Annotated in this window: 14 protein-coding genes; 3 read left to right on the top strand and 11 right to left on the bottom strand. The window is 68.4% G+C overall.

Annotation, left to right across the window (positions count from 1 at the left end; translation table 11 throughout):
- Positions 1–50: 50 nt before the first annotated feature.
- Together AC07UK_RS25155 and AC07UK_RS25160 are read right to left on the bottom strand one after the other, a co-directional pair.
- Complete coding sequence (locus AC07UK_RS25155; RefSeq protein WP_153955650.1) at positions 51–1,304, bottom strand: flavin-dependent oxidoreductase; 1,254 nt, start codon at positions 1,302–1,304, stop codon at positions 51–53.
- Between the two features lie 156 nt (positions 1,305–1,460).
- Entirely contained in the window at positions 1,461–1,913 is a 453-nt protein-coding gene (locus tag AC07UK_RS25160) for a PACE efflux transporter (RefSeq protein ID WP_436220903.1), read from the bottom strand.
- A gap of 111 nt (positions 1,914–2,024) precedes the next feature.
- Here AC07UK_RS25160 and AC07UK_RS25165 point away from each other — a divergent pair, with 111 nt between their 5' ends.
- Positions 2,025–2,930, top strand: coding sequence for a LysR family transcriptional regulator (locus AC07UK_RS25165; RefSeq protein ID WP_436220904.1), 906 nt, complete (start codon positions 2,025–2,027; stop codon positions 2,928–2,930).
- On the opposite strand, the gene AC07UK_RS25170 is transcribed toward AC07UK_RS25165, so the two are convergent.
- Genes AC07UK_RS25170 through AC07UK_RS25185 form a run of 4 tightly spaced genes read right to left on the bottom strand, consistent with a single transcriptional unit; the run spans position 2,917 to position 12,316 of the window.
- Entirely contained in the window at positions 2,917–4,413 is a 1,497-nt protein-coding gene (locus tag AC07UK_RS25170) for an efflux transporter outer membrane subunit (protein WP_494688004.1), read from the bottom strand. The genes AC07UK_RS25165 and AC07UK_RS25170 overlap by 14 nt on opposite strands.
- A gap of 17 nt (positions 4,414–4,430) precedes the next feature.
- Positions 4,431–7,730 carry an efflux RND transporter permease subunit gene (locus tag AC07UK_RS25175; RefSeq protein WP_494688003.1) on the bottom strand — a complete coding sequence of 1,100 codons (3,300 nt, stop codon included), beginning with the start codon at positions 7,728–7,730 and terminating at the stop codon, positions 4,431–4,433.
- 2 nt (positions 7,731–7,732) lie between these two features.
- Entirely contained in the window at positions 7,733–10,855 is a 3,123-nt protein-coding gene (locus tag AC07UK_RS25180) for an MdtB/MuxB family multidrug efflux RND transporter permease subunit (protein WP_436220907.1), read from the bottom strand.
- Between the two features lie 9 nt (positions 10,856–10,864).
- The gene (locus AC07UK_RS25185) at positions 10,865–12,316 is read right to left on the bottom strand and encodes an MdtA/MuxA family multidrug efflux RND transporter periplasmic adaptor subunit (RefSeq protein ID WP_494688002.1); all 1,452 of its coding nucleotides are present in this window, start codon (positions 12,314–12,316) and stop codon (positions 10,865–10,867) included.
- Between the two features lie 339 nt (positions 12,317–12,655).
- On the opposite strand from AC07UK_RS25185, the gene AC07UK_RS25190 reads away from it, so the two are divergent.
- Positions 12,656–13,399 (top strand): response regulator, encoded by a 744-nt coding sequence (locus tag AC07UK_RS25190; RefSeq protein ID WP_013955665.1) that lies wholly within the window; start codon positions 12,656–12,658, stop codon positions 13,397–13,399.
- 52 nt (positions 13,400–13,451) lie between these two features.
- Positions 13,452–14,723 (top strand): ATP-binding protein, encoded by a 1,272-nt coding sequence (locus AC07UK_RS25195; protein WP_436220909.1) that lies wholly within the window; start codon positions 13,452–13,454, stop codon positions 14,721–14,723.
- Between the two features lie 29 nt (positions 14,724–14,752).
- Here the strand turns inward: AC07UK_RS25195 and plsY are convergent, their stop codons facing one another.
- From plsY to AC07UK_RS25220, 5 genes are all read right to left on the bottom strand, one after another.
- Entirely contained in the window at positions 14,753–15,361 is a 609-nt protein-coding gene (gene plsY, locus AC07UK_RS25200; RefSeq protein WP_011614592.1) for a glycerol-3-phosphate 1-O-acyltransferase PlsY, read from the bottom strand.
- A 122-nt stretch (positions 15,362–15,483) separates the two neighbouring features.
- Complete coding sequence (locus tag AC07UK_RS25205) at positions 15,484–15,975, bottom strand: aminoacyl-tRNA deacylase (protein WP_436220910.1); 492 nt, start codon at positions 15,973–15,975, stop codon at positions 15,484–15,486.
- Positions 15,976–15,998: 23 nt separating this feature from the next.
- Positions 15,999–16,937 (bottom strand): site-specific tyrosine recombinase XerD, encoded by a 939-nt coding sequence (gene xerD / locus AC07UK_RS25210; protein ID WP_494688001.1) that lies wholly within the window; start codon positions 16,935–16,937, stop codon positions 15,999–16,001.
- Entirely contained in the window at positions 16,934–17,413 is a 480-nt protein-coding gene (locus AC07UK_RS25215; protein WP_436220912.1) for a methylated-DNA--[protein]-cysteine S-methyltransferase, read from the bottom strand. Before AC07UK_RS25215 ends, xerD begins: the two co-directional genes overlap by 4 nt.
- A 106-nt stretch (positions 17,414–17,519) precedes the next feature.
- Positions 17,520–18,488 (bottom strand): tripartite tricarboxylate transporter substrate binding protein BugE, encoded by a 969-nt coding sequence (locus AC07UK_RS25220; protein WP_013955671.1) that lies wholly within the window; start codon positions 18,486–18,488, stop codon positions 17,520–17,522.
- Positions 18,489–18,500: the final 12 nt, after the last annotated feature.

An 18,500-nucleotide genomic window follows, 5' to 3' on the forward strand; every position in this document is an offset into this window, starting at 1 on the left:
GTGTCTCCTCTCTCGATGGTCTTGTTCTGCATTGTCAAACCTGCCGGATCCTACCGGTTGCCTTGCATCGACTGCCGGTCGAATCCCGCCAGCTGCTTGTACCGCAGCGAAATCGCCTCCAGTTCCGCGCGCGGGATCACCTGGTCGATGTCGGCAAAGCCCTGCGGCGCGCGTTCCTCGGCCAGCTGCATCACTTGCTCGGGCCCGTTCATGCGGTTGCGCAGCACGATGCCGGCGGTGCGCGGCAGGCGCTCGGCTTCGTATTCGCGCAGCGCATAGCCGGTGTCGGGCGTGCCGAGCAGGCTGTCGACCAGGTAGCGTGCGTCCAGGATGGCCTGGGCGCTGCCGTTCGAGCCGATCGGGTACATCGGGTGCGCGGCGTCGCCCAGCAGCGTGACGCGGTCGAAGGTCCAGCGCGGCAGCGGGTCCTTGTCGACCATCGGGAATTCGTAGATCGCCTGGGCACCGTCGATCAGCGCGGGGATGTCGATCCAATCCCACTTCCAGTCGGCAAACGCGGCGCAGAACACGGATTTGTCGACCTGCTTGTTCCAGTCGCTGCGCGGCGGGGTGTCGGGAACGCTGTCGGGCACGCGCAGTTCGGCAATCCAGTTGACCAGCGAGCGGCCCTGGCGGCGCAGCGGTTCCGAGATCGGATAGGCCACGAACTTCTGGTCCTGGTGCCCGGCCATGAACATCGAGCGCCCGTCCAGGTAGGGCGGCGCCTCGGTGACCGCGCGCCACAGCAGGCGGCGCGAAAAGCGCGGCAGGTCGCCGGTGGGGTAGAAGTGGCGGCGCACCGCCGAGTGGATGCCGTCGGCGCCGACTAGCACATCGGCGCTGGCTTCGACCTCGGCATTGTCGCTGCGGCGGCGCAGGCCAAAGCGCGCCTGTCCGCCCGCGCCGGTGTCCAGCACGGTCTCGAAGCTATGGCCGGTATGCACGGCGCCGGCGCCGAGGCGCTCCACCACGGTACGGTGCAGCAGCATCTGGAATTCGCCGCGATGGATCGAGAACTGCGGCCAGTCATAGCCGGCCGCCAGCCCGCGCGGCTCATGCCAGATGCGCTGGCCGCGCTTGTTGTAGTAGGACAGCGACGAGGTCTCGATGGCGATATCCGCCAGCGCGTCGCGCAGTCCCAGCTCGGACAGGATGCGCACGGCGTGCGGCAGCAGGTTGATGCCCACGCCCAGCGGGCGCAGCGTTTCGCTGGCCTCCCAGACCTCGGCCTCGATGCCGTGGCGGTGGCACAGCAGCGCCAGCGTCAGTCCGCCGATGCCGCCACCGGCGATTGCGATCTTCATGGTGTCTCCCCCGCGTGCAGGATGCGCCGGTACGCAAGCGCGGGTGCGCTGCCTCCGGTCGAATTGGATTTGTTATGGAGTATAACAATTCGACCGCTCGCGGCAAGACGGGGAAGTCCCCGGAGTGACGCCTCCGGGGTCGGGAAAAACCCGCGCTCAGCCGAGCGCGGCGCCTTCCGGCTTGGCTTGTGCCTGCAGCGAAGGCACCGGGAAGACAAGGTCGTACAGCCAGTTGTACACCAGCGCGTAGGCCATGTAGAAGCCGGCCACGGCGAGGTCCATGATGAGCGCGTCGACCAGGCTGATGCCCAGGTACCAGGCCACCGACGGCAGGAACACCACCAGCAGGCCCAGCTCGAACAGCACGGCGTGCAGCACGCGCACCCGCACCGACTTGCGCAGCTGGCCGGTGAACCGCAGCATGCCCTTGTCGAACAGCACGTTGTACAGGTAGTTCCAGCCGGTGGCGATCAGCGAGGCGACCGCGCCGATCACGCCCATCTCATGCAGTTCATAGCCGAAGGCCCAGCTGGCCAGCGGCGCGAAAATCAGCAGACCGACCACCTCGAAGCCGATGGCGTGGCGAATCCGGTCCCAGGTCTTGCGCATCGTTGTTCTCCTTGCGTGTCAAACGCGATGGGAGCTAGTCTATCTGCTGGGTAGGGATTGCCAAGTTAGATACTATCTGCAAAACAGATAGATAAACGTTTAAAGTTATTCATGAGCCTCTCCATCGAGCAATTGCAGGCATTCGTCGCGGCGGCTGACACCGGTTCGTTCTCGGCCGCCGCGCGCCGGCTGGGCAAGGCGCAGTCGGTGGTCAGCGCCGCGGTGTCCAACCTGGAGATCGACGCCGGCAACGCGCTGTTCGACCGCTCCGGCCGTTACCCGGTGCTGACCCCTGCGGGCGAGCGGCTGCTGGCCGAGGCGCGCGTGATCCTGGAGCGCTGCGAACACTTCCGCGGCGTGGCCAAGAGCCTGGGCGAGGGCGTGGAGACGCGGCTGGTGCTGGCGGTGGACGAGCTTTATCCGGAAGAGACGCTGGGCATGCTGCTGGAAGAGTTCTCCAGCCGCTTCCCGGCGGTGGAGCTTGAGCTGCTGTTTCCGTTGATGGAGGACGTCAGCCGGCTGGTGCTGGAAGGCGGCGCCGACCTGGGCATCATGTGGCGGCAGGAGGTGCTGCCGCCGGCGCTGGGCTTCCATGCGCTGGGCTGGGTGCCGATGCAGATCCTGTGCGCGCCCGAGCATCCGCTGGCCGGCCAGCGCGTGGACTGGGAGGAACTGAAGCGCTACCGCCAGCTGATGGTCGCAACCCGCTCCGACAGCGAAGAGAAGATGCGCCTGCGCGTGGCCGCCGACGTGTGGTGGGTGGAAAGCCAGTGGGTGATCGTGGAGCTGGTCAAGCGCGGGTTGGGCTGGGCCTTCGTGCCGTGGCACGTGGTGGCCAATTCGCCGGCCGCGGCGCGCCTGGTGACGCCGCCGCTGGCATTCCAGCAACAGGACTGGCCGGTGGCGATGGAACTGGTCTGGCACAAGCAGCGGCCGCTGGGCAAGGCCGCCACCTGGCTGCGCGAGCGCATCTGCCAACAGCCGCTGCCGCGCGCCCCGGCGGCTAGCGCTGGCTGACCGGCTGGTCCGCGCCGGCTTGTGCGGCCTGTGCGGCCTCCGCGCCGGGCGCATGCCAGCCGCCGCCCAGCGCCTTGATCAGCACCACCGCCGCCGTGTACTGGCGGCCGGCGATCGACAGTGCGGTGCGCTCGGCGGTATAGGCGCTGGTCTGCGCTGTCAGCACGTCGAGCAGGCCAGCGGTGCCGGCGCGGTAGCGGTTGTTCACCAGCGCCAGCGCCTCGCGCGCCGAGCGCAGCGCGTCGTTCTGCACCACCGCTTCCTGTTCCAGCAGCCGTTGCGCGGCGAGGTTGTCCTCGACTTCCTGGAACGCGCCCAGCACGGTCTGGCGGTAGTTGGCCACGGTCTGGTCGTAGGCCGCCACCGCCTGCGCCTTGGCCGCGCTGCGCAGGCCGCCGTCGAACAGCGTGCCGGCCAGCCCGCCGCCGATCGACCAGATCCGGTCCGGCAGCGACATCCAGCGCGCCAGCGTGCTGGCGGTCAGGCCGCCGCTGGCCGACAGCGACAGGGTCGGGTAGTAGGCCGCCTGCGCCACGCCGATCTGCGCATTGGCCGAGGCCATGCGGCGCTCGGCCGCGCCGATGTCGGGGCGGCGCTCCAGCAGTTGCGACGGCACCGCGGCCGGCACGCGCGGCGGCGCGGTGCGGAAGTCGTCGGCGGCCAGCGTCAGCGCCGCGGGCGGCTTGCCTACCAGCACCGCGATGGCGTGCTCCAGCTGCGCGCGCGTGATCTGGATGTCGATCTGCTGCGCCTGCGCGCTCTTGAGCTGGGTCTCTGACTGCAGCACGTCCGAGCGCTGCGCGGTGCCGGCGGCGTACTGGTTCTGCACCAGCTGCAGGGACTTCGCGTAGTCCGCCACGGTGCGGTCCAGCAGCGCCTTCTGCGCATCGGCCACGCGCAGCAGGAAATAGCTCTGCGCCAGCGTCGCCTGGGTCGACAACAGCGTCGATGCCAGATCGGCCTGGCTGGCTTGTGCGCTGGCCTCGCTGCTCTCTACCTGGCGCCGCACGCGGCCCCACACGTCGATTTCCCAGGTCGCGCCCAGCGTCACGCTCTGGCCATTGAGCGTATTGCCGCTGGCGCCGCGCGCGCGCGAGGCCCCGGCCTGTGCGTCCACGGTCGGGAAGAAGCCGGCGCGCGCGGCCTGCAGCGACGCCACCGCCTGACGGTACTGCGCCTCGGCGGCCTTGATGTTCTGGTTGGAGATCTGCACCTCGGACATCAGCGCGTCGAGCTGCGCATCGCCGAACACGGTCCACCAGTCGGCGCGTGCCAGCGCATCCTGCGGCTCGGCGGGCTTCCAGTCGCCGCGCCAGGCGGTAGCGTCGGCCGTGCCCGCCGTGCCATCGGCTTCCTTGAACGCTTCCGACACGGGTGCGTCGGGGCGCTTGTAGTCGGGGCCCACCGCGCAGCCGGCCAGCAGCAGCGCGCAGGCCAGCGGCAACGGCAGGGCATGGGTCAGCAGACGGGTAAAAACAGTCATAAAGAGTCTCTGCAAATCTAGACGGCAGCCGGCTGGTCCGGCGTGCCAGTACCGCGGCGGCGCTGGCGCCAGGCCTTGACCTTCAGGCGCCAGCGGTCCAGCGTCAGGTAGACCACCGGCGTGGTGTACAGCGTCAGCAGCTGGCTTACCACCAGCCCGCCGACAATGGAAATGCCCAGCGGCGCGCGCAGCTCGGCGCCGTCGCCGCGGCCGATCGCCAGCGGCACCGCGCCCAGCAGCGCGGCCATGGTGGTCATCAGGATCGGGCGGAAGCGCAGCAGGCAGGCGCGGTAGATCGCGTCGCGCGGCGACAGCCCCTGGCGCCGTTCGGCATCGATGGCAAAGTCGATCATCATGATCGCGTTCTTCTTGACGATGCCGATCAGCAGGATCACGCCGATCAGCGCGATGATGCTGAAGTCGGTCTTCGATGCCAGCAACGCCAGCAGCGCGCCCACGCCTGCCGAGGGCAGCGTCGACAGGATCGTCAACGGGTGCACGTAGCTTTCATACAGCACGCCCAGCACGATATAGATCGTGATCAGCGCCGCCAGGATCAGGATCGGCTGGCTCTTGAGCGAGTCCTGGAACGCCTTGGCGCCGCCCTGGAAGTTGGCGCGCAGCGTCTCCGGCACGCCGATGCGCGCCATCTCGCGCGTGATCGCGTCGGTCGCCTGCGACAGCGACATGCCCTCGGCCAGGTTGAACGAGATCGTCGAGGCCGCGAACTGGCCCTGGTGGTTCACGCCCAGCGGCGTGCTGGTCGGGGTCACGCGCGCGAACGCCGCCAGCGGCACGCGGTTGCCGTTGCCGGTGACCACGTAGATGTCCTTGAGCGCATCGGGCCCCTGCAGGTACTCCTGGCTCAGTTCCATCACCACGCGGTACTGGTTCAGCGGATGGTAGATGGTGGACACCAGCCGCTGGCCGAAGGCATCGTTGAGCACCGCATCGATCTGCTGCGCGGTCACGCCCAGGCGCGACGCCGCATCGCGGTCGATGATCACCGAAGTCTGCAGGCCCTTGTCGTTGGTATCGGTATCGATATCCTCCAGTCCCTTCAGGTTGGACAGCGCCGCGCGTACCTTGGGCTCCCACGCGCGCAGCACTTCCAGGTCGTCTGACTGCAGCGTGAACTGGTATTGCGAACTGCTCTGCCGCCCGCCGATGCGGATGTCCTGCACCGACTGCAGGAACAGGCTCGCGCCCGGCTCCTTGGCCAGCTTGCCGCGCAGCCGCGCGATGATGGCGTCGGCCGATTCCTTGCGCTCCGACAGCGGCTTGAGCGTGACGAACATCTGCCCGGTATTGCGCTGCGAGCCGCCGGTAAAGCCGGTCACGTTTTCCACCGCCGGATCCGAGCGCACGATGGTGATGAAGTTGTCGAGCTTGCCGCGCATGGCCTGGAACGATGTGGCCTGGTCGGCGCGGATAAAGCCGATCAGCCGGCCCGTGTCCTGCTGCGGGAAGAAGCCCTTGGGCACGATCACGTACAGGTACACGTTCAGCGCGATGGTCGCGATCAGCACCAGCCACACCAGCGGGCTGAAGCGCAGCGCCGTGGACAGCGAGCGCGCATAGCCGTCATGCAGCCACTGGAACATGCGCTCGGTGGCGCGGAAGAAGCGGCCCTGCTTCTCCGGCTCGGGCGGGCGCAGCAGGCGCGCGCACATCATCGGCGTGGTGGTCAGCGACACCACCAGCGACACCAGGATCGCCACCGACAGCGTGATCGCGAACTCCTGGAACAGCCGGCCCACGATGCCGCCCATCATCAGCAGCGGGATGAATACCGCGATCAGCGACAGGCTCATCGACAGCACCGTGAAGCCCACTTCGCGCGCCCCGCGCAGCGCCGCGGCGAGCGGCTTCATGCCTTCCTCGATATGGCGCGAGATGTTTTCCAGCACCACGATGGCATCGTCGACCACGAAGCCGGTGGCGATGGTCAGCGCCATCAGCGACAGGTTGTTCAGCGAGAACCCGGCCAGGTACATCACCGAGAACGTGCCGATCAGCGACACCGGCACCGCCACGCTGGGGATCAAGGTGGCGCGCACATTGCGCAGGAACACGAACACCACCATGATCACCAGCGCCACCGAGATCATCAGCGTGTGCTCGACCTCGCGCAGCGAGGCGCGGATGGTGGGCGTGCGGTCCATCATCACGTCCATCGAGATTGCCGCCGGGATCATCTTCTGCAGGTTCGGCAGCATCTCGTTGACGCGGTCGACGGTCTCGATGATGTTGGCGCCGGGCGAGCGGTTTAGCACCAGCAGCACCGACGGCTTGCCGTTGGCCGAGCCGGCATTGCGGATGTCCTGCACCGAGTCGACCACATTGGCCACGTCGTGCAGCCGCACCGGCACCGCGAACGAGTTGGGCCCGCTGGTGGCGCTGGTGCCGCCGGTAGCGCCGCTGGTGATGGTGGTGGTGCCGCTGCTGGTGGTCAGCGTGGTCACGGTGACGCCGTTGACCACCTTGGTGCTGACGCCGCCGCTGGCGGCGGCGTTGGCGGTGCTGGCAATCAGCGCGCCCGCCGACGTCGACGAGAAGGTCCCCGGCGTGGCATAGCGGATGATCAGCGGCATGTAGTCTTCCGCCTTCATCGCCTGGTCGTTGGCATAGACCTGCCAGTTGTTGGCGGCGTTCTCCAGCGTGCCCAGCGGCCGGTTGGCATTGGTCGCGCTGATGGTGTTGCGCACGTCCTCCAGCGAGATGCCGTAGTGGTTCAGCGCGGTCGGGTTCAGCTCCACCCGCACCGCCGGCAGCGAGGCCCCGCCGATGGTGACCTGGCCCACGCCATCGACCTGCGACAGCTTCTGCGCCAGGATGGTCGAGGCCGCGTCGTACAGCTGCCCGCGCGTCATGGTCGGCGAGGTCAGCGCGATGATCATGATCGGCGCGTCGGCCGGGTTGACCTTGCGGTAGGTCGGGTTGTTGGGCAGGCTGGTCGGCAGCGTCGCGCGCGAGGCGTTGATCGCGGCCTGCACGTCGCGCGCGGCGCCGTCGATATTGCGCGACAGGTCGAACTGCAGCGTCACGCGGGTGGAGCCGAGCGAGCTGCTCGACGTGATCTCGGTCACGCCGGCATTGGTGCCGAGCGCGCGCTCGAGCGGCGTGGCCACGGTGGCGGCCATCGTTTCCGGGCTCGCACCCGGCAGCGACGCCGATACCGAGATGGTCGGGAAATCCACCTGCGGCAGCGGCGACACCGGCAGCAGCCGCAGCGCGGCCAGCCCCGCCAGCAGGATGCCGAGCGTCAGCAGCGCGGTCGCGACGGGGCGGTGGATGAAGGCGGCCGAGAGATTCATCGTTACACCGGCTCCTCGCCGGTACCGCCTTCCTCCGGATCACCGAAGCGCCGCTTGCGCCAGCCCTTCACGCGCGTGGCGATGCGGTCGAAGGCCAGGTAGATCACCGGCGTGGTGAACAGCGTCAGCACCTGGCTGACCAGCAGGCCGCCCACCATGGTCACGCCCAGCGGCCGGCGCAGCTCGCTGCCGATGCCCGAGCCCAGCATCAGCGGCAGCGCCGCCAGCAGGGCCGCCATGGTGGTCATCAGGATCGGGCGGAAACGCAGCAGACAGGCCTGGAAGATCGCGTCGCGCGGTTTCATGCCGCCCTCGCGCTCGGCCTCGAGCGCGAAGTCGATCATCATGATCGCGTTCTTCTTGACGATGCCGATCAGCAGGATGATGCCGATGATCGCGATGATGCCCAGGTCCTGGCCCGCCACCAGCAGCGCCAGCAGCGCGCCCACGCCGGCAGACGGCAGTGTCGACAGGATGGTGACCGGGTGGATGGTGCTTTCATACAGCACGCCCAGTACGATATACATCGTCACCACCGCGGCCAGGATCAGCCACAGCGTGTTCGACAGCGACGCGCGGAAGGCCAGCGCGGCGCCCTGGAAGCTGGTCTGCATCGAGATCGGCAGGCCCAACTCGTGTTCCACCTTGGTGATCTTGTCGACCGCGGCGCCCAGCGATTCGCCGTGCGCCAGGTTGAACGAGATCGTCGCCGCCGGGAACTGGCCCTGGTGGTTGACCACCAGCGGGCCGGTGCGCTCGGTGATGCGTGCGAACGAGCCCAGCGGCACCTGACCGCCCGAGGAAGAGGGCAGGCGCAGGTCGGCCAGTGACTGCGGGTTCTTGCGGAATTCCGGCATGGTCTCCAGCACCACGCGGTACTGGCTCGCCTGCGTGAAGATGGTCGACACCAGCCGCTGGCCGAAGGCGCTGTACAGCGCGCTGTCGATCACCGCGGTGGTGATGCCGAAGCGCGCCGCGGCGTCGCGGTCGATATCGACATAGGCGCGCAGGCCGTTGTTCTGCTGGTCGCTGGTGACATCGCGCAGCTCGGGTTCCTGGCGCAGGCGTTCCACCAGTTTCGGCACCCATGTCGCCAGCGTCTCGGGATCCGGATCCTCCACGGTGAACTGGTACTGCGTGCGCGAGACCTTGTCCTCGATGGTGAGGTCCTGCACCGGCTGCGTGAACAGCGACACGCCGCCGAGGTCATGCACCGCCTGCTGCAGCCGCTGCGTGACCACCTCGATCGGATCGCGCTCGCCCTTGGGCTTGAGGTTGATCAGCATGCGCCCGGCGTTAAGCGTGGTGTTGGTGCCGTCCACGCCGATAAACGACGACAGGCTTGCCACGGCCGGGTCCTGCATCACCACCTTGGCCACGGCCTGCTGCCGGCGCGCCATGGCGTCGAACGAGGTGGTCTGGGCGGCTTCCGTAATGCCCTGGATAACGCCGGTGTCCTGCACCGGGAAGAAGCCCTTGGGCACCAGCAGGTACAGCAGCACGGTCAGCACCAGCGTGGCCACGGCCACCACCAGCGTGGCCTTCTGGCGGTCCAGCACCCAGTCCAGCGCGCGGCCGTAGCGGTCGATCACGTTGTCGAAGAAGCGGCCGCTGGCGCGGTGAAAGCGCGACAGCTTCTCTTCCGGCACATGGTGCAGCAGGCGCGCGCACATCATCGGCGTGAGCGTCAGCGATACCACCGCCGAGATCAGGATCGACACCGCCAGCGTGATCGCGAACTCGCGGAACAGGCGCCCGACCACATCGCCCATGAACAGCAGCGGGATCAGCACCGCCACCAGCGAGAAGGTCAGCGAGATGATGGTGAAGCCAATCTGCCTGGAACCCTTGAGCGCCGCCGCCATCGGCGAATCGCCCTTCTCGATGTAGCGCATGATGTTCTCGATCATCACGATTGCATCGTCGACCACGAAGCCGGTGGCGATGGTCAGTGCCATCAGCGTCAGGTTGTTGATCGAGAAGCCGGCCAGGTACATCACGCCGAAGGTGCCCACCAGCGACAGCGGCACGGCAACGCCCGGGATGATGGTGGCAGGTATATTGCGCAGGAACAGGAAGATCACCAGCACCACCAGCGCGATCGCCAGCAGCAGCTCGAACTGCACGTCCTCGACCGAGGCGCGGATGGTGGTGGTGCGGTCGGTCAGCAGCTGCACGTGGACCGAGGCCGGCAGAGCGTTCTGCAGCTGCGGCAGCAGCGCCTTGATGCGGTCCACCACTTCGATCACGTTGGCACCCGGCTGGCGCTGGATGTTCAGCACGATCGCGGGCTTGTCGTTGGCCCACGCGGCCAGGCGGCTGTTCTCGGGGCCGTCGACGATCTCGGCCACGTCGGTGATGCGGATCGGTGCGCCGTTCTTGTAGCCCAGGATGATCTGGCGGTACTCGTCGGCCGAGCGCAGCTGGTCGTTGGCATCGATGGTGGAGGCGCGTGCCGGGCCATCAAAGCTGCCCTTGGCGCCGTTCACGTTGGAGGCGCCGATCGCGGTGCGCAGGTCGTCGATCGACATGCCCAGCGAGGCCAGCGCGGTCGGGTTGGCCTGGATGCGCACCGCGGGGCGCTGGCCGCCGCTGATGGTGACCAGGCCCACGCCCTGGATCTGCGAGATCTTCTGCGCCACGCGCGTGTCGACCATGTCCTGCAGCTTGGGCAGCGGCATGGTGTCCGAGGTCATGGCGATGGTCATGATCGGCGCGTCGGCCGGGTTGACCTTGCTGTAGACCGGCGGCATCGGCAGGTCTGACGGCAGCAGGTTGCTGCCGGCGTTGATGGCGGCCTGCACCTCCTGCTCGGCCACGTCCAGCGGCAGCGTCAGCTCGAACTGCAGCGTGATCACCGAGGCGCCGCCCGACGAGGACGACGACATCTGTTTCAGGCCCGGCATCTGGCCGAACTGGCGCTCCAGCGGCGCTGTTACCGACGAGGTCATCACGTCCGGGCTGGCGCCGGGGTAGAGCGTGGTGACCTGGATGGTCGGGTAGTCGACTTCGGGCAGCGCCGACAGCGGCAGCAGCCGGTACGCCACCAGCCCGGACAGCAGGATGGCCAGCATCAGCAGCGCCGTGGCGACCGGGCGCTCGATGAAGAGGCGTGAGGGGTTCATACGGTGTCCTTACTGCTGCGCGCCGCTGGCGGGCGGGGCGCTGGCGCCGGCGTCGCGGTGGCGGCGATGTTCGCCGGCCGCGCCGGAGGCCGCGGCCCCGCTGGCGTCGGCGTGCGCGCCGCTGGCACCGCCGCCGTCCCGGTTGCGTCGGCCGCGCCCGCGCGGCTGGCTGGCCGGCACCACCGCGGCGGCGCGCGCGGCCGGATCGACGGCCTCCACCGTCATGCCTTCCTTGAGGCGGTCGGCGCCGTCCACCACCACGCGCTGGCCGGGCTCCAGGCCCTTGAGCACGGCGTTGCGGCTGCCGTCGCCCGGGCCGAGCGTGACCACCTGCACCTTGACCTTGCTGGCCTCGTCCACGGTGTAGACAAAGGTGCCCTGCTGGCCGCGCTGGATTGCGGCGACCGGGATCACGGTGGCGTCCCTGAGGGTATCGACGCGCGTGCGCACGTTGACGAACTGGTTGGGGAACAGCATGCCGTCTTCATTGGGGAAGACCGCCTTGAGCTTGACCGTGCCGGTGGTGGTGTCGATCTGGTTGTCGGTGGTCAGCAGCGTGCCTTCGCCCAGCTGGTTGCGCACCTGGCGGTCCCAGGCCTGCACCGGCAGCTTTTCGCCGGCGTTGAGCTTCTTCAGCACCGAGGGCAGGCTGTCCTCGGGGATGGTGTACATCACGGCAATGGGCTGGATCTGCGTGATCAGCGCGATGCCGTTGGTGTCGCCGGTATTGACGATATTGCCCGGGTCGACCTGGCGCAGGCCGATGCGGCCCGACACCGGCGCCACGATCCTGGTGTAGCCCAGCTGCAGGCGCGCGTTGGCGACATTGCCCTGGTCGGTCTTGACCACGCCCTCGTACTGGCGCACCAGCGCGTCCTGGGTATCGACCTGCTGCTTGGAGATCGAGTCCTGGCCCAGCAGGGTGCGGTAGCGCTGCTGGTCCAGCCTGGCGTTCTGCAGCAGCGCCTGGTCGCGCGCCAGCTGGCCCACGGCCTGGTCCAGCGCGGCCTGGAACGGGCGCGGGTCGATCTCGGCCAGCACGTCGCCGGCCCTGACCATCTGGCCTTCCTTGAACAGCACCTTGAGCAGCGGGCCGGACACCTGCGCGCGCACGGTGACGTTGGACACCGGGGTCACATTGCCCAGGCCATTGAGCACCACGTCCATATCGCGCTTGGCCACGGTGGCGACCACCACGGGCGAGCGCGGCATGCCGGGGCCACCGGCGCCACCCCGCGCGCCCGGGCCGCTGGCACCCCGCTGCGCGCCTGCAGCCCCGGTCGCCTCCTGCGGCGCCTGGCCGCGATGGGCATACCAGTACCAGGCGCCCCCCGCGAGCAGCAGCACCAGCACGCCGGCGGTCAGCCGGCGGCGGCCGGTGCGCCGCGGCGGCGTGCCCTCGGGCGGACGCGAAGACGGGGTCGGGGTGGGGGTAGGCTGGCCTTGTTCGGGGTTGGACATGTCCGCAAATCCTGGGGGCGGCGCGCGCGGCGCGCCGGCAATGTTCGGTCTGGCAAGTGACGATGCAGCAGTATGCCGCAACGCCACGGGCGCCGGCCTGCCGCGTGGGAGGGCACGCCGCGGGGTGGCCGGCAGGCCGGCAAGTGCCGTGTGGCGCGCAATGCGGCGGCGCCGGTGGCACGTCATGCCGCAAGGATAATGTGCGGGCCCGGACGCCCGTATTTCGGCGCCCGGCGCTTTTATTACAGCGGATTACCAGCGCCCCGGGTGTAACCTCCGGAAACAAAACCGCCCGGCCAAACCGGCATGTGTGGCGCCGGGGCTGACTATCATGTGCCTATGCGAACGAACCAGCCTACCCAGATCCTCGTCGTCGACGACGATCCCGAACTTCGCGACCTGCTGCGCGAGTACCTGACCCAGCAGGGTTTTGCCGTCTCGGTGATGCATGACGGCGACGGCCTGCAGGCGCGCCTGGAGCGCGAGCGCCCGGCGCTGATCGTGCTGGACCTGATGATGCCCAAGGTCGACGGCCTGACCGCGCTGCGCAACCTGCGCGCCAAGAACGACGATATCCCGGTGATCCTGCTCACGGCCCGCAGCGACGAGATCGACCGCATCGTCGGGCTTGAGATCGGCGCCGACGATTACCTTGGCAAGCCGTTTTCGCCGCGCGAACTGCTGGCACGCATCAATGCCGTGCTGCGCCGCAAGCTGGCGCGCCCGGCGGCGGCGCCCGAAGACCGCGAATCGGTCGCCTTCGGCCCGTTCCGCGTCAATTTCCGCCAGCGCACGCTGACCCGTGCCGGCCAGACGCTGTCGATCAGTGATACCGAGTTTGCGCTGCTCAAGCTGCTGCTGATGCATCCGCTGGAAGTGCTGTCGCGCGAGCGCATCGTCGAGCTGATGTACGGCAGCGCCAGCGGCATCAGCGACCGCGGCATCGACGTGCAGATCTGGCGCCTGCGGCGGCTGCTCGATGAAGACGCGCAGCGCCCGCGCTATATCCAGACCGTGCGCGGACGCGGCTACACCTTCGTGCCCGACGAAGCGGAAGAGATGTCCGCGGGGCTTCCCGAATAATGGCCGCGGCGCCCGCCCCCTGGCGCCGCTTGCCACCAGATCCTGCTTTGCGATGAAGTTGCGACGTATCGACACCCTGTTCGGCCGCATTGCGCTGCTGATTGCCGCCGTGCTTGTGATCAGCCATTTCTCATGGCTCGCCATCCTGCGCATGGACCGCCGCCAGCAGCAGGTGGACTATTCCGTCGAGCAGATGCTGTTCCAGCTCGACAGCATCGAGCGCGCGCTCGACGCGCGTCCGCCGGCGAAGCTGCCCAGCCTGGTGGAGACGGCCAACACGGCCGACGCCGAAGAGCATGCCGCCGTGCCCAAGGGCGGGCGCTCGCGCCGGCTGGTCGAGCAGTTCATCGGCAGGCTGCCGCAGGGCACCGAGATCCGGCTGGAGGACGAGACCACGCCGCGCATCTGGATCAAGCTGCCCAGCCGCTCCCGCTGGATCGCCATGCCGATCCTGTGGGTCCACAACCCGCCGCCCGACAACCGGCTGGTGCCTGGGGTGATGCTGGTGGTGGGCGTGGCCATCATCTTTGCCGTGCTGATCGCCTGGCAGATTCAGCGGCCGGTGCGCGACATGGCCAATGCGGCAGAGCTGCTGTCGCGCCAGCACGCCGTGCCGCCGCTGCGCGAGCGCGGCCCGCATGAGCTGCGCCAGCTGATCGAGCGTTTCAACCGCATGGTGGCCGACCTGGCGCGCATCGACCAGGAGCGCAACACCATGCTGGCCGGCATCGCGCATGACCTGAAGACACCGCTGGCGCGGCTGCGCCTGCGCGCCGAGATGCTGGCCGATCCCAAGGCCGCCGCGGGGGTGACGCGCGACGTGGAGTCCATGTCGGCCATCGTCGAACAGTTCCTGAGCTTCGCGCAGACCAGCGAGTCGACCGCGCGGCCGGTGCCGGTGGACCGGCGCGTCAATGAGCTGGCCGCGTCGCTGGCCGAGCAGGAGCGCCAGGTGGTGCTGTCGCTGGGCGCGGGCGAGGGCTTCCGCATGATCGCCACGCAGCTGGACCGCATCGTCGGCAACCTGGTCGACAACGCCTACGCCTATGGCAAGCCGCCGGTATGCATTGCGACCGCGCGCACGCCGGAGGGTTATCTGCTGGTGGTGGAGGACCAGGGCGCCGGCATTCCCGAGGATGACAAGGATCGCGCCACGCTGCCCTTTGTGCGGCTGGACCCGGCTCGGGGCGGCAATGCGCATTCCGGGCTGGGGCTGGCGATCGTGGACCGGCTGGTGCGGCAGGCGGGCGGGAAGCTGAACCTGGTGAATGCCGACGGTGGCGGCTTCCGGGTGGAGATGCTGTTTGGGGCAGCCGAGGCCTGAGCCGGCGTCAGGGCTGCCTCAGGCTGTTTTCAAACCTTCTTCTTCTCGCCAATCCGGCTTTCCTTGCCGGCCAGCAGCTTGGCAATATTCTGCCGGTGCCGCGCAATCAGCAGCACGCTGATCACGAAGATCGCCCCCGTCATCACATCCACGCCGTTCATCAGCACATGGAAGAACGGCGCGAAGATCGCCGCCACCAGTGCCGCCAGCGACGAGTAGCGGAAGAAGAACGCGATGATCAGCCACGTGGCCAGCGTGCCCAGGCCCAGGATCGGGTCGATGGCCAGCAGGATCCCGGCCGCGGTGGCCACGCCCTTGCCGCCGGCAAAGCGGTGGTACACCGGGAACAGGTGCCCCAGGAAGACCGCCAGCGCCACCATGGCCAGGCCGGTTTCATTCAGCCCGTAGGCCGGCCCGAAGCGCGCGGCCAGCCATACCGCCAGCCAGCCCTTCAGGGCATCGCCGATCAGCGTCAGGATGGCGGCCTTCTTGTTGCCGGTGCGCAGCACGTTGGTGGCGCCGGGATTGCCGGAGCCATAGGAGTGCGGGTCCGGCAGCCCCATCAGCTTGCTGACGACCACAGCGAAGGAAACGGAGCCGATCAGGTAGGCGGCAAGGGCGAAAAGCAGATTGGCCATGTGTAGTGGGGTGTTTTCAGGCTGGCGCGATTGTAGCGCGGCAGGGGCCTCGCTACGTCCGTGACTTCCCGGATTGGCATCGAGGCTTCACTCGGTTTGCGCGGGGGCGCCGGGTCATGTGCTCAGTCAGGCAGTGCGCATTGCACCGGCTGGGCGTCCACCAGCGTGGGCAGCAGCTTCGGGTCCAGGCTGACCAGGTAGCCGCGGCGCCCGCCGTTGATATAGATTCGCGCCAGCTCCAGCACCGTCGCTTCCACGTAGACCGGCATGCGCTTGCGCGTGCCGAAGGGCGAGGTGCCGCCCACCATGTAGCCGCTGTGGCGCTGCGCCACCTCGGGCTTGCACGGCTGCACGCTCTTGCGGCCGGCCTGGCGCGCCAGGTTCTTGGTCGAGACCGAGCAGTCGCCGTGCATCAGCACCACCAGCGGCTGCGCGCGCTCGTCTTCCATGATCAGGGTCTTGATCACGTCGTGCTCGGGAACGCCCAGCTGGCGCGCCGATTCGCCGGTGCCGCCGTGCTCGACATAGTCATACGGATGTTCGCCGAAGGCGACGCCATGCTTGCGCAGGTACTGCGTGGCGGGGGTTTCTGATACGTGCCTGGTCTTGCTCATGACAGTGGTCGCCGCCCGCTTGCTCAGCCGCGCGGATGGTGCTGCTGGTGCAGCTCGCGCAGGCGTTCGCGGGCGACGTGCGTATAGATCTGGGTGGTGGAAATATCGGCGTGGCCCAGCAGCAGCTGCACCACGCGCAGGTCGGCGCCGTGGTTGAGCAGGTGCGTGGCAAAGGCGTGCCGCAGCGTGTGCGGCGACAGCGGCGCGTTCACGCCGGCATCGCGCGCATGGCGCTTGATCAGGTGCCAGAACGCCTGCCGCGTCATGCCTTCGCCGCGCTGCGTGACAAAGAGCGCGTCGCAGGCGCGCCCGGCCAGCAGCGCGGGGCGCGCACTGGCCAGGTAGCGGCGCAGCCAGTCGCCGGCCTGCTGGCCGAATGGCACCAGCCGCTCCTTGTCGCCCTTGCCGCCGACCACGCGCGCCACGCCTTCGTTCAGGCCGATCTCGATGGTCTTCATCTGCGTGAGCTCCGACACGCGCAGCCCGCTGGCGTACATCAGCTCCAGCATGGTGCGGTCGCGCAGCCCCAGCGGCGTGTCGGTGTCGGGCGCTTCGAGCAGCGCGTCGACCTGGGACTCGGTCAGGGTCTTGGGATAGCGCGGCGGCTGCTTGGCGGGGCGCAGCAGCAGGCAGGGGTCGGCTTCGACCAGGTGTTCGCGCAGCGCCCACTGGTAGAAGCGGCGGAACACCGCCAGGCGACGGTTGGCCGACGAGGCGCGGCTCTGCGTGTGGCGCGCGTTGAAGTAGGCCGACAGCGCGCCGTCGTCCGCGCCCAGCAACTCGCTGCGGTGCTCATGCTGCAGCCAGCGCGCCAGCAGCGTCAGGTCGCGCCGGTAGGCATCGATGGTGTTGCGCGAGAGGCCGTCTTCCAGCCACAGCGCGTCGCAGAAGCGGCTGACCAGCGCCACGTCGGCGTCGCTGGGCGCGGCGGCGATGTCAGGTGCCTGCGCGGCGCCGCTCATATCAGCATGGCGCCCTCATGGCGCAGCAGCCAGCGTTTGACGTCGAGGTAGAAGCCGTCTTCGGCATGGTGCGAGAAGCCGCCGATGCCGCGCGCCGAGACCACGCGATGGCAGGGGATCACGATCGGGAACGGGTTCTGCCCGCAGGCCTGGCCCACCGCGCGCGGCATCGCGCCGATGGCCTCGGCGATGGTGCCATAGGTGGTCACCGCGCCGCGCGGCACCGCGCTGATGGCCTGCCACACGCGCTGCTGGAAGTCGCTGCCGGCGGGGGCCAGCGGCAGGTCGAAGGCGGCGTCGGGATTGGCGTAGTAGGCCTCCAGCTGCGCCGCGAGCTGTTGCGTCAGCGCGTCCGCCGGGGCGCGCGTCTCGACGTGCTCGGGAAGATACACGATGGCCCGGATGCGCGCGCCGTCCGTGCGCACCCCGATCTTGCCGAAGGGGGCGGTGAGGATGGCGTCATAGGTGGCGGGCATGGCGGTCAGGCTGGGGCGAATGCTGGATTTTAGTGCTTTTTGGCGCGGGCAAGAAAAAAGGGCCGCCTCGCGGCGGCCCTTCGCGGGTGGCGTCACACCGGCCGGATCACTGCTCCAGCTTGATGTTCTGCACCTTCACAAGATTCTTCATCTTGTCGAATTCCTTCTTGATTTCGGCCGCATGCTGCGCCGGCGTGTTGCCCGACGGCTCGGCGCCGGCGGTGCGCAGGCGCTGCTGGAAGTCCTTGTCCTGCAGGGCCTTGACGGCGGCTTCGTTGAGCTTCTTGATGACGTCGTCAGGCGTGCCGGCCGGTGCCACCAGGCCGTACCAGGCCGGGTCGTTCGGCTCCTTCAGGCCCATTTCGCCGAAGGTCGGCACGTTGGGCATGGATTCCAGGCGCTTGTTCCAGGCCACCACGATCGGGCGCAGCTTGCCGGCCTTGATGTAGGGGATCGAAGAGGGCAGGTTGTCCACCATGATCGGCACCTGGCCGGCCAGCACGTCGTTCAGCGCCGGGCCCGCGCCGCGGTACGGGATATGGACCATGAAGGTCTTGGTCGAGACCTTGAACTGCTCGCCCAGCATGTGGCCGAAGCCGCAGGTGCCCGACGAGGCGTACGAATACTTGCCCGGGTTGGCCTTCAGCACGGCCAGGAACTCCTTGTAGTCCTTGGCCGGGAAGTTCGGGTTCACGGCGATCACGTTGGCCACGTTGGCCAGGTTGGTGATGGGCTTGAAGTCCTTGATCGGGTCGTACGACAGCTTGGGGTTGCAGGCCGGGTTCACGGCCATGGTCGAGACCGTGGAGATGCCGATGGTGTAGCCGTCCGGCGCGGCCTTGGCGATCGCGTCGGCACCGATCGAACCACCCCCGCCGGCGCGGTTCTCCACCACCACGGGCTGGCCCAGGATGCGGCTCATCTGGTCCGCGGCGCCGCGGCCGACGATGTCGGTGGTGCCGCCGGGTGCGAACGGAATGATCAGTCGGATCGGCTTGGTGGGGTAGCTCTGCGCCTGCGCCGCGGTGGCGGCGGCGGCCAGGGCCAGGGTCAGTGCGAGTTTGCCAGCTTGCATGAGATCATGTCT

The organism is Cupriavidus sp. GW821-FHT07C08, from assembly GCF_059419025.1.

Coding starts and splice junctions, on each gene's coding strand:
- AC07UK_RS25155 (WP_153955650.1), bottom strand. CDS start 1,304: ATGAAGATCGCAATCGCCGGTGGCGGCATCGGCGGACTGACGCTGGCG.
- AC07UK_RS25160 (WP_436220903.1), bottom strand. CDS start 1,913: ATGCGCAAGACCTGGGACCGGATTCGCCACGCCATCGGCTTCGAGGTG.
- AC07UK_RS25165 (WP_436220904.1), top strand. CDS start 2,025: ATGAGCCTCTCCATCGAGCAATTGCAGGCATTCGTCGCGGCGGCTGAC.
- AC07UK_RS25170 (WP_494688004.1), bottom strand. CDS start 4,413: ATGACTGTTTTTACCCGTCTGCTGACCCATGCCCTGCCGTTGCCGCTG.
- AC07UK_RS25175 (WP_494688003.1), bottom strand. CDS start 7,730: ATGAATCTCTCGGCCGCCTTCATCCACCGCCCCGTCGCGACCGCGCTG.
- AC07UK_RS25180 (WP_436220907.1), bottom strand. CDS start 10,855: ATGAACCCCTCACGCCTCTTCATCGAGCGCCCGGTCGCCACGGCGCTG.
- AC07UK_RS25185 (WP_494688002.1), bottom strand. CDS start 12,316: ATGTCCAACCCCGAACAAGGCCAGCCTACCCCCACCCCGACCCCGTCT.
- AC07UK_RS25190 (WP_013955665.1), top strand. CDS start 12,656: ATGCGAACGAACCAGCCTACCCAGATCCTCGTCGTCGACGACGATCCC.
- AC07UK_RS25195 (WP_436220909.1), top strand. CDS start 13,452: ATGAAGTTGCGACGTATCGACACCCTGTTCGGCCGCATTGCGCTGCTG.
- plsY (WP_011614592.1), bottom strand. CDS start 15,361: ATGGCCAATCTGCTTTTCGCCCTTGCCGCCTACCTGATCGGCTCCGTT.
- AC07UK_RS25205 (WP_436220910.1), bottom strand. CDS start 15,975: ATGAGCAAGACCAGGCACGTATCAGAAACCCCCGCCACGCAGTACCTG.
- xerD (WP_494688001.1), bottom strand. CDS start 16,937: ATGAGCGGCGCCGCGCAGGCACCTGACATCGCCGCCGCGCCCAGCGAC.
- AC07UK_RS25215 (WP_436220912.1), bottom strand. CDS start 17,413: ATGCCCGCCACCTATGACGCCATCCTCACCGCCCCCTTCGGCAAGATC.
- AC07UK_RS25220 (WP_013955671.1), bottom strand. CDS start 18,488: ATGCAAGCTGGCAAACTCGCACTGACCCTGGCCCTGGCCGCCGCCGCC.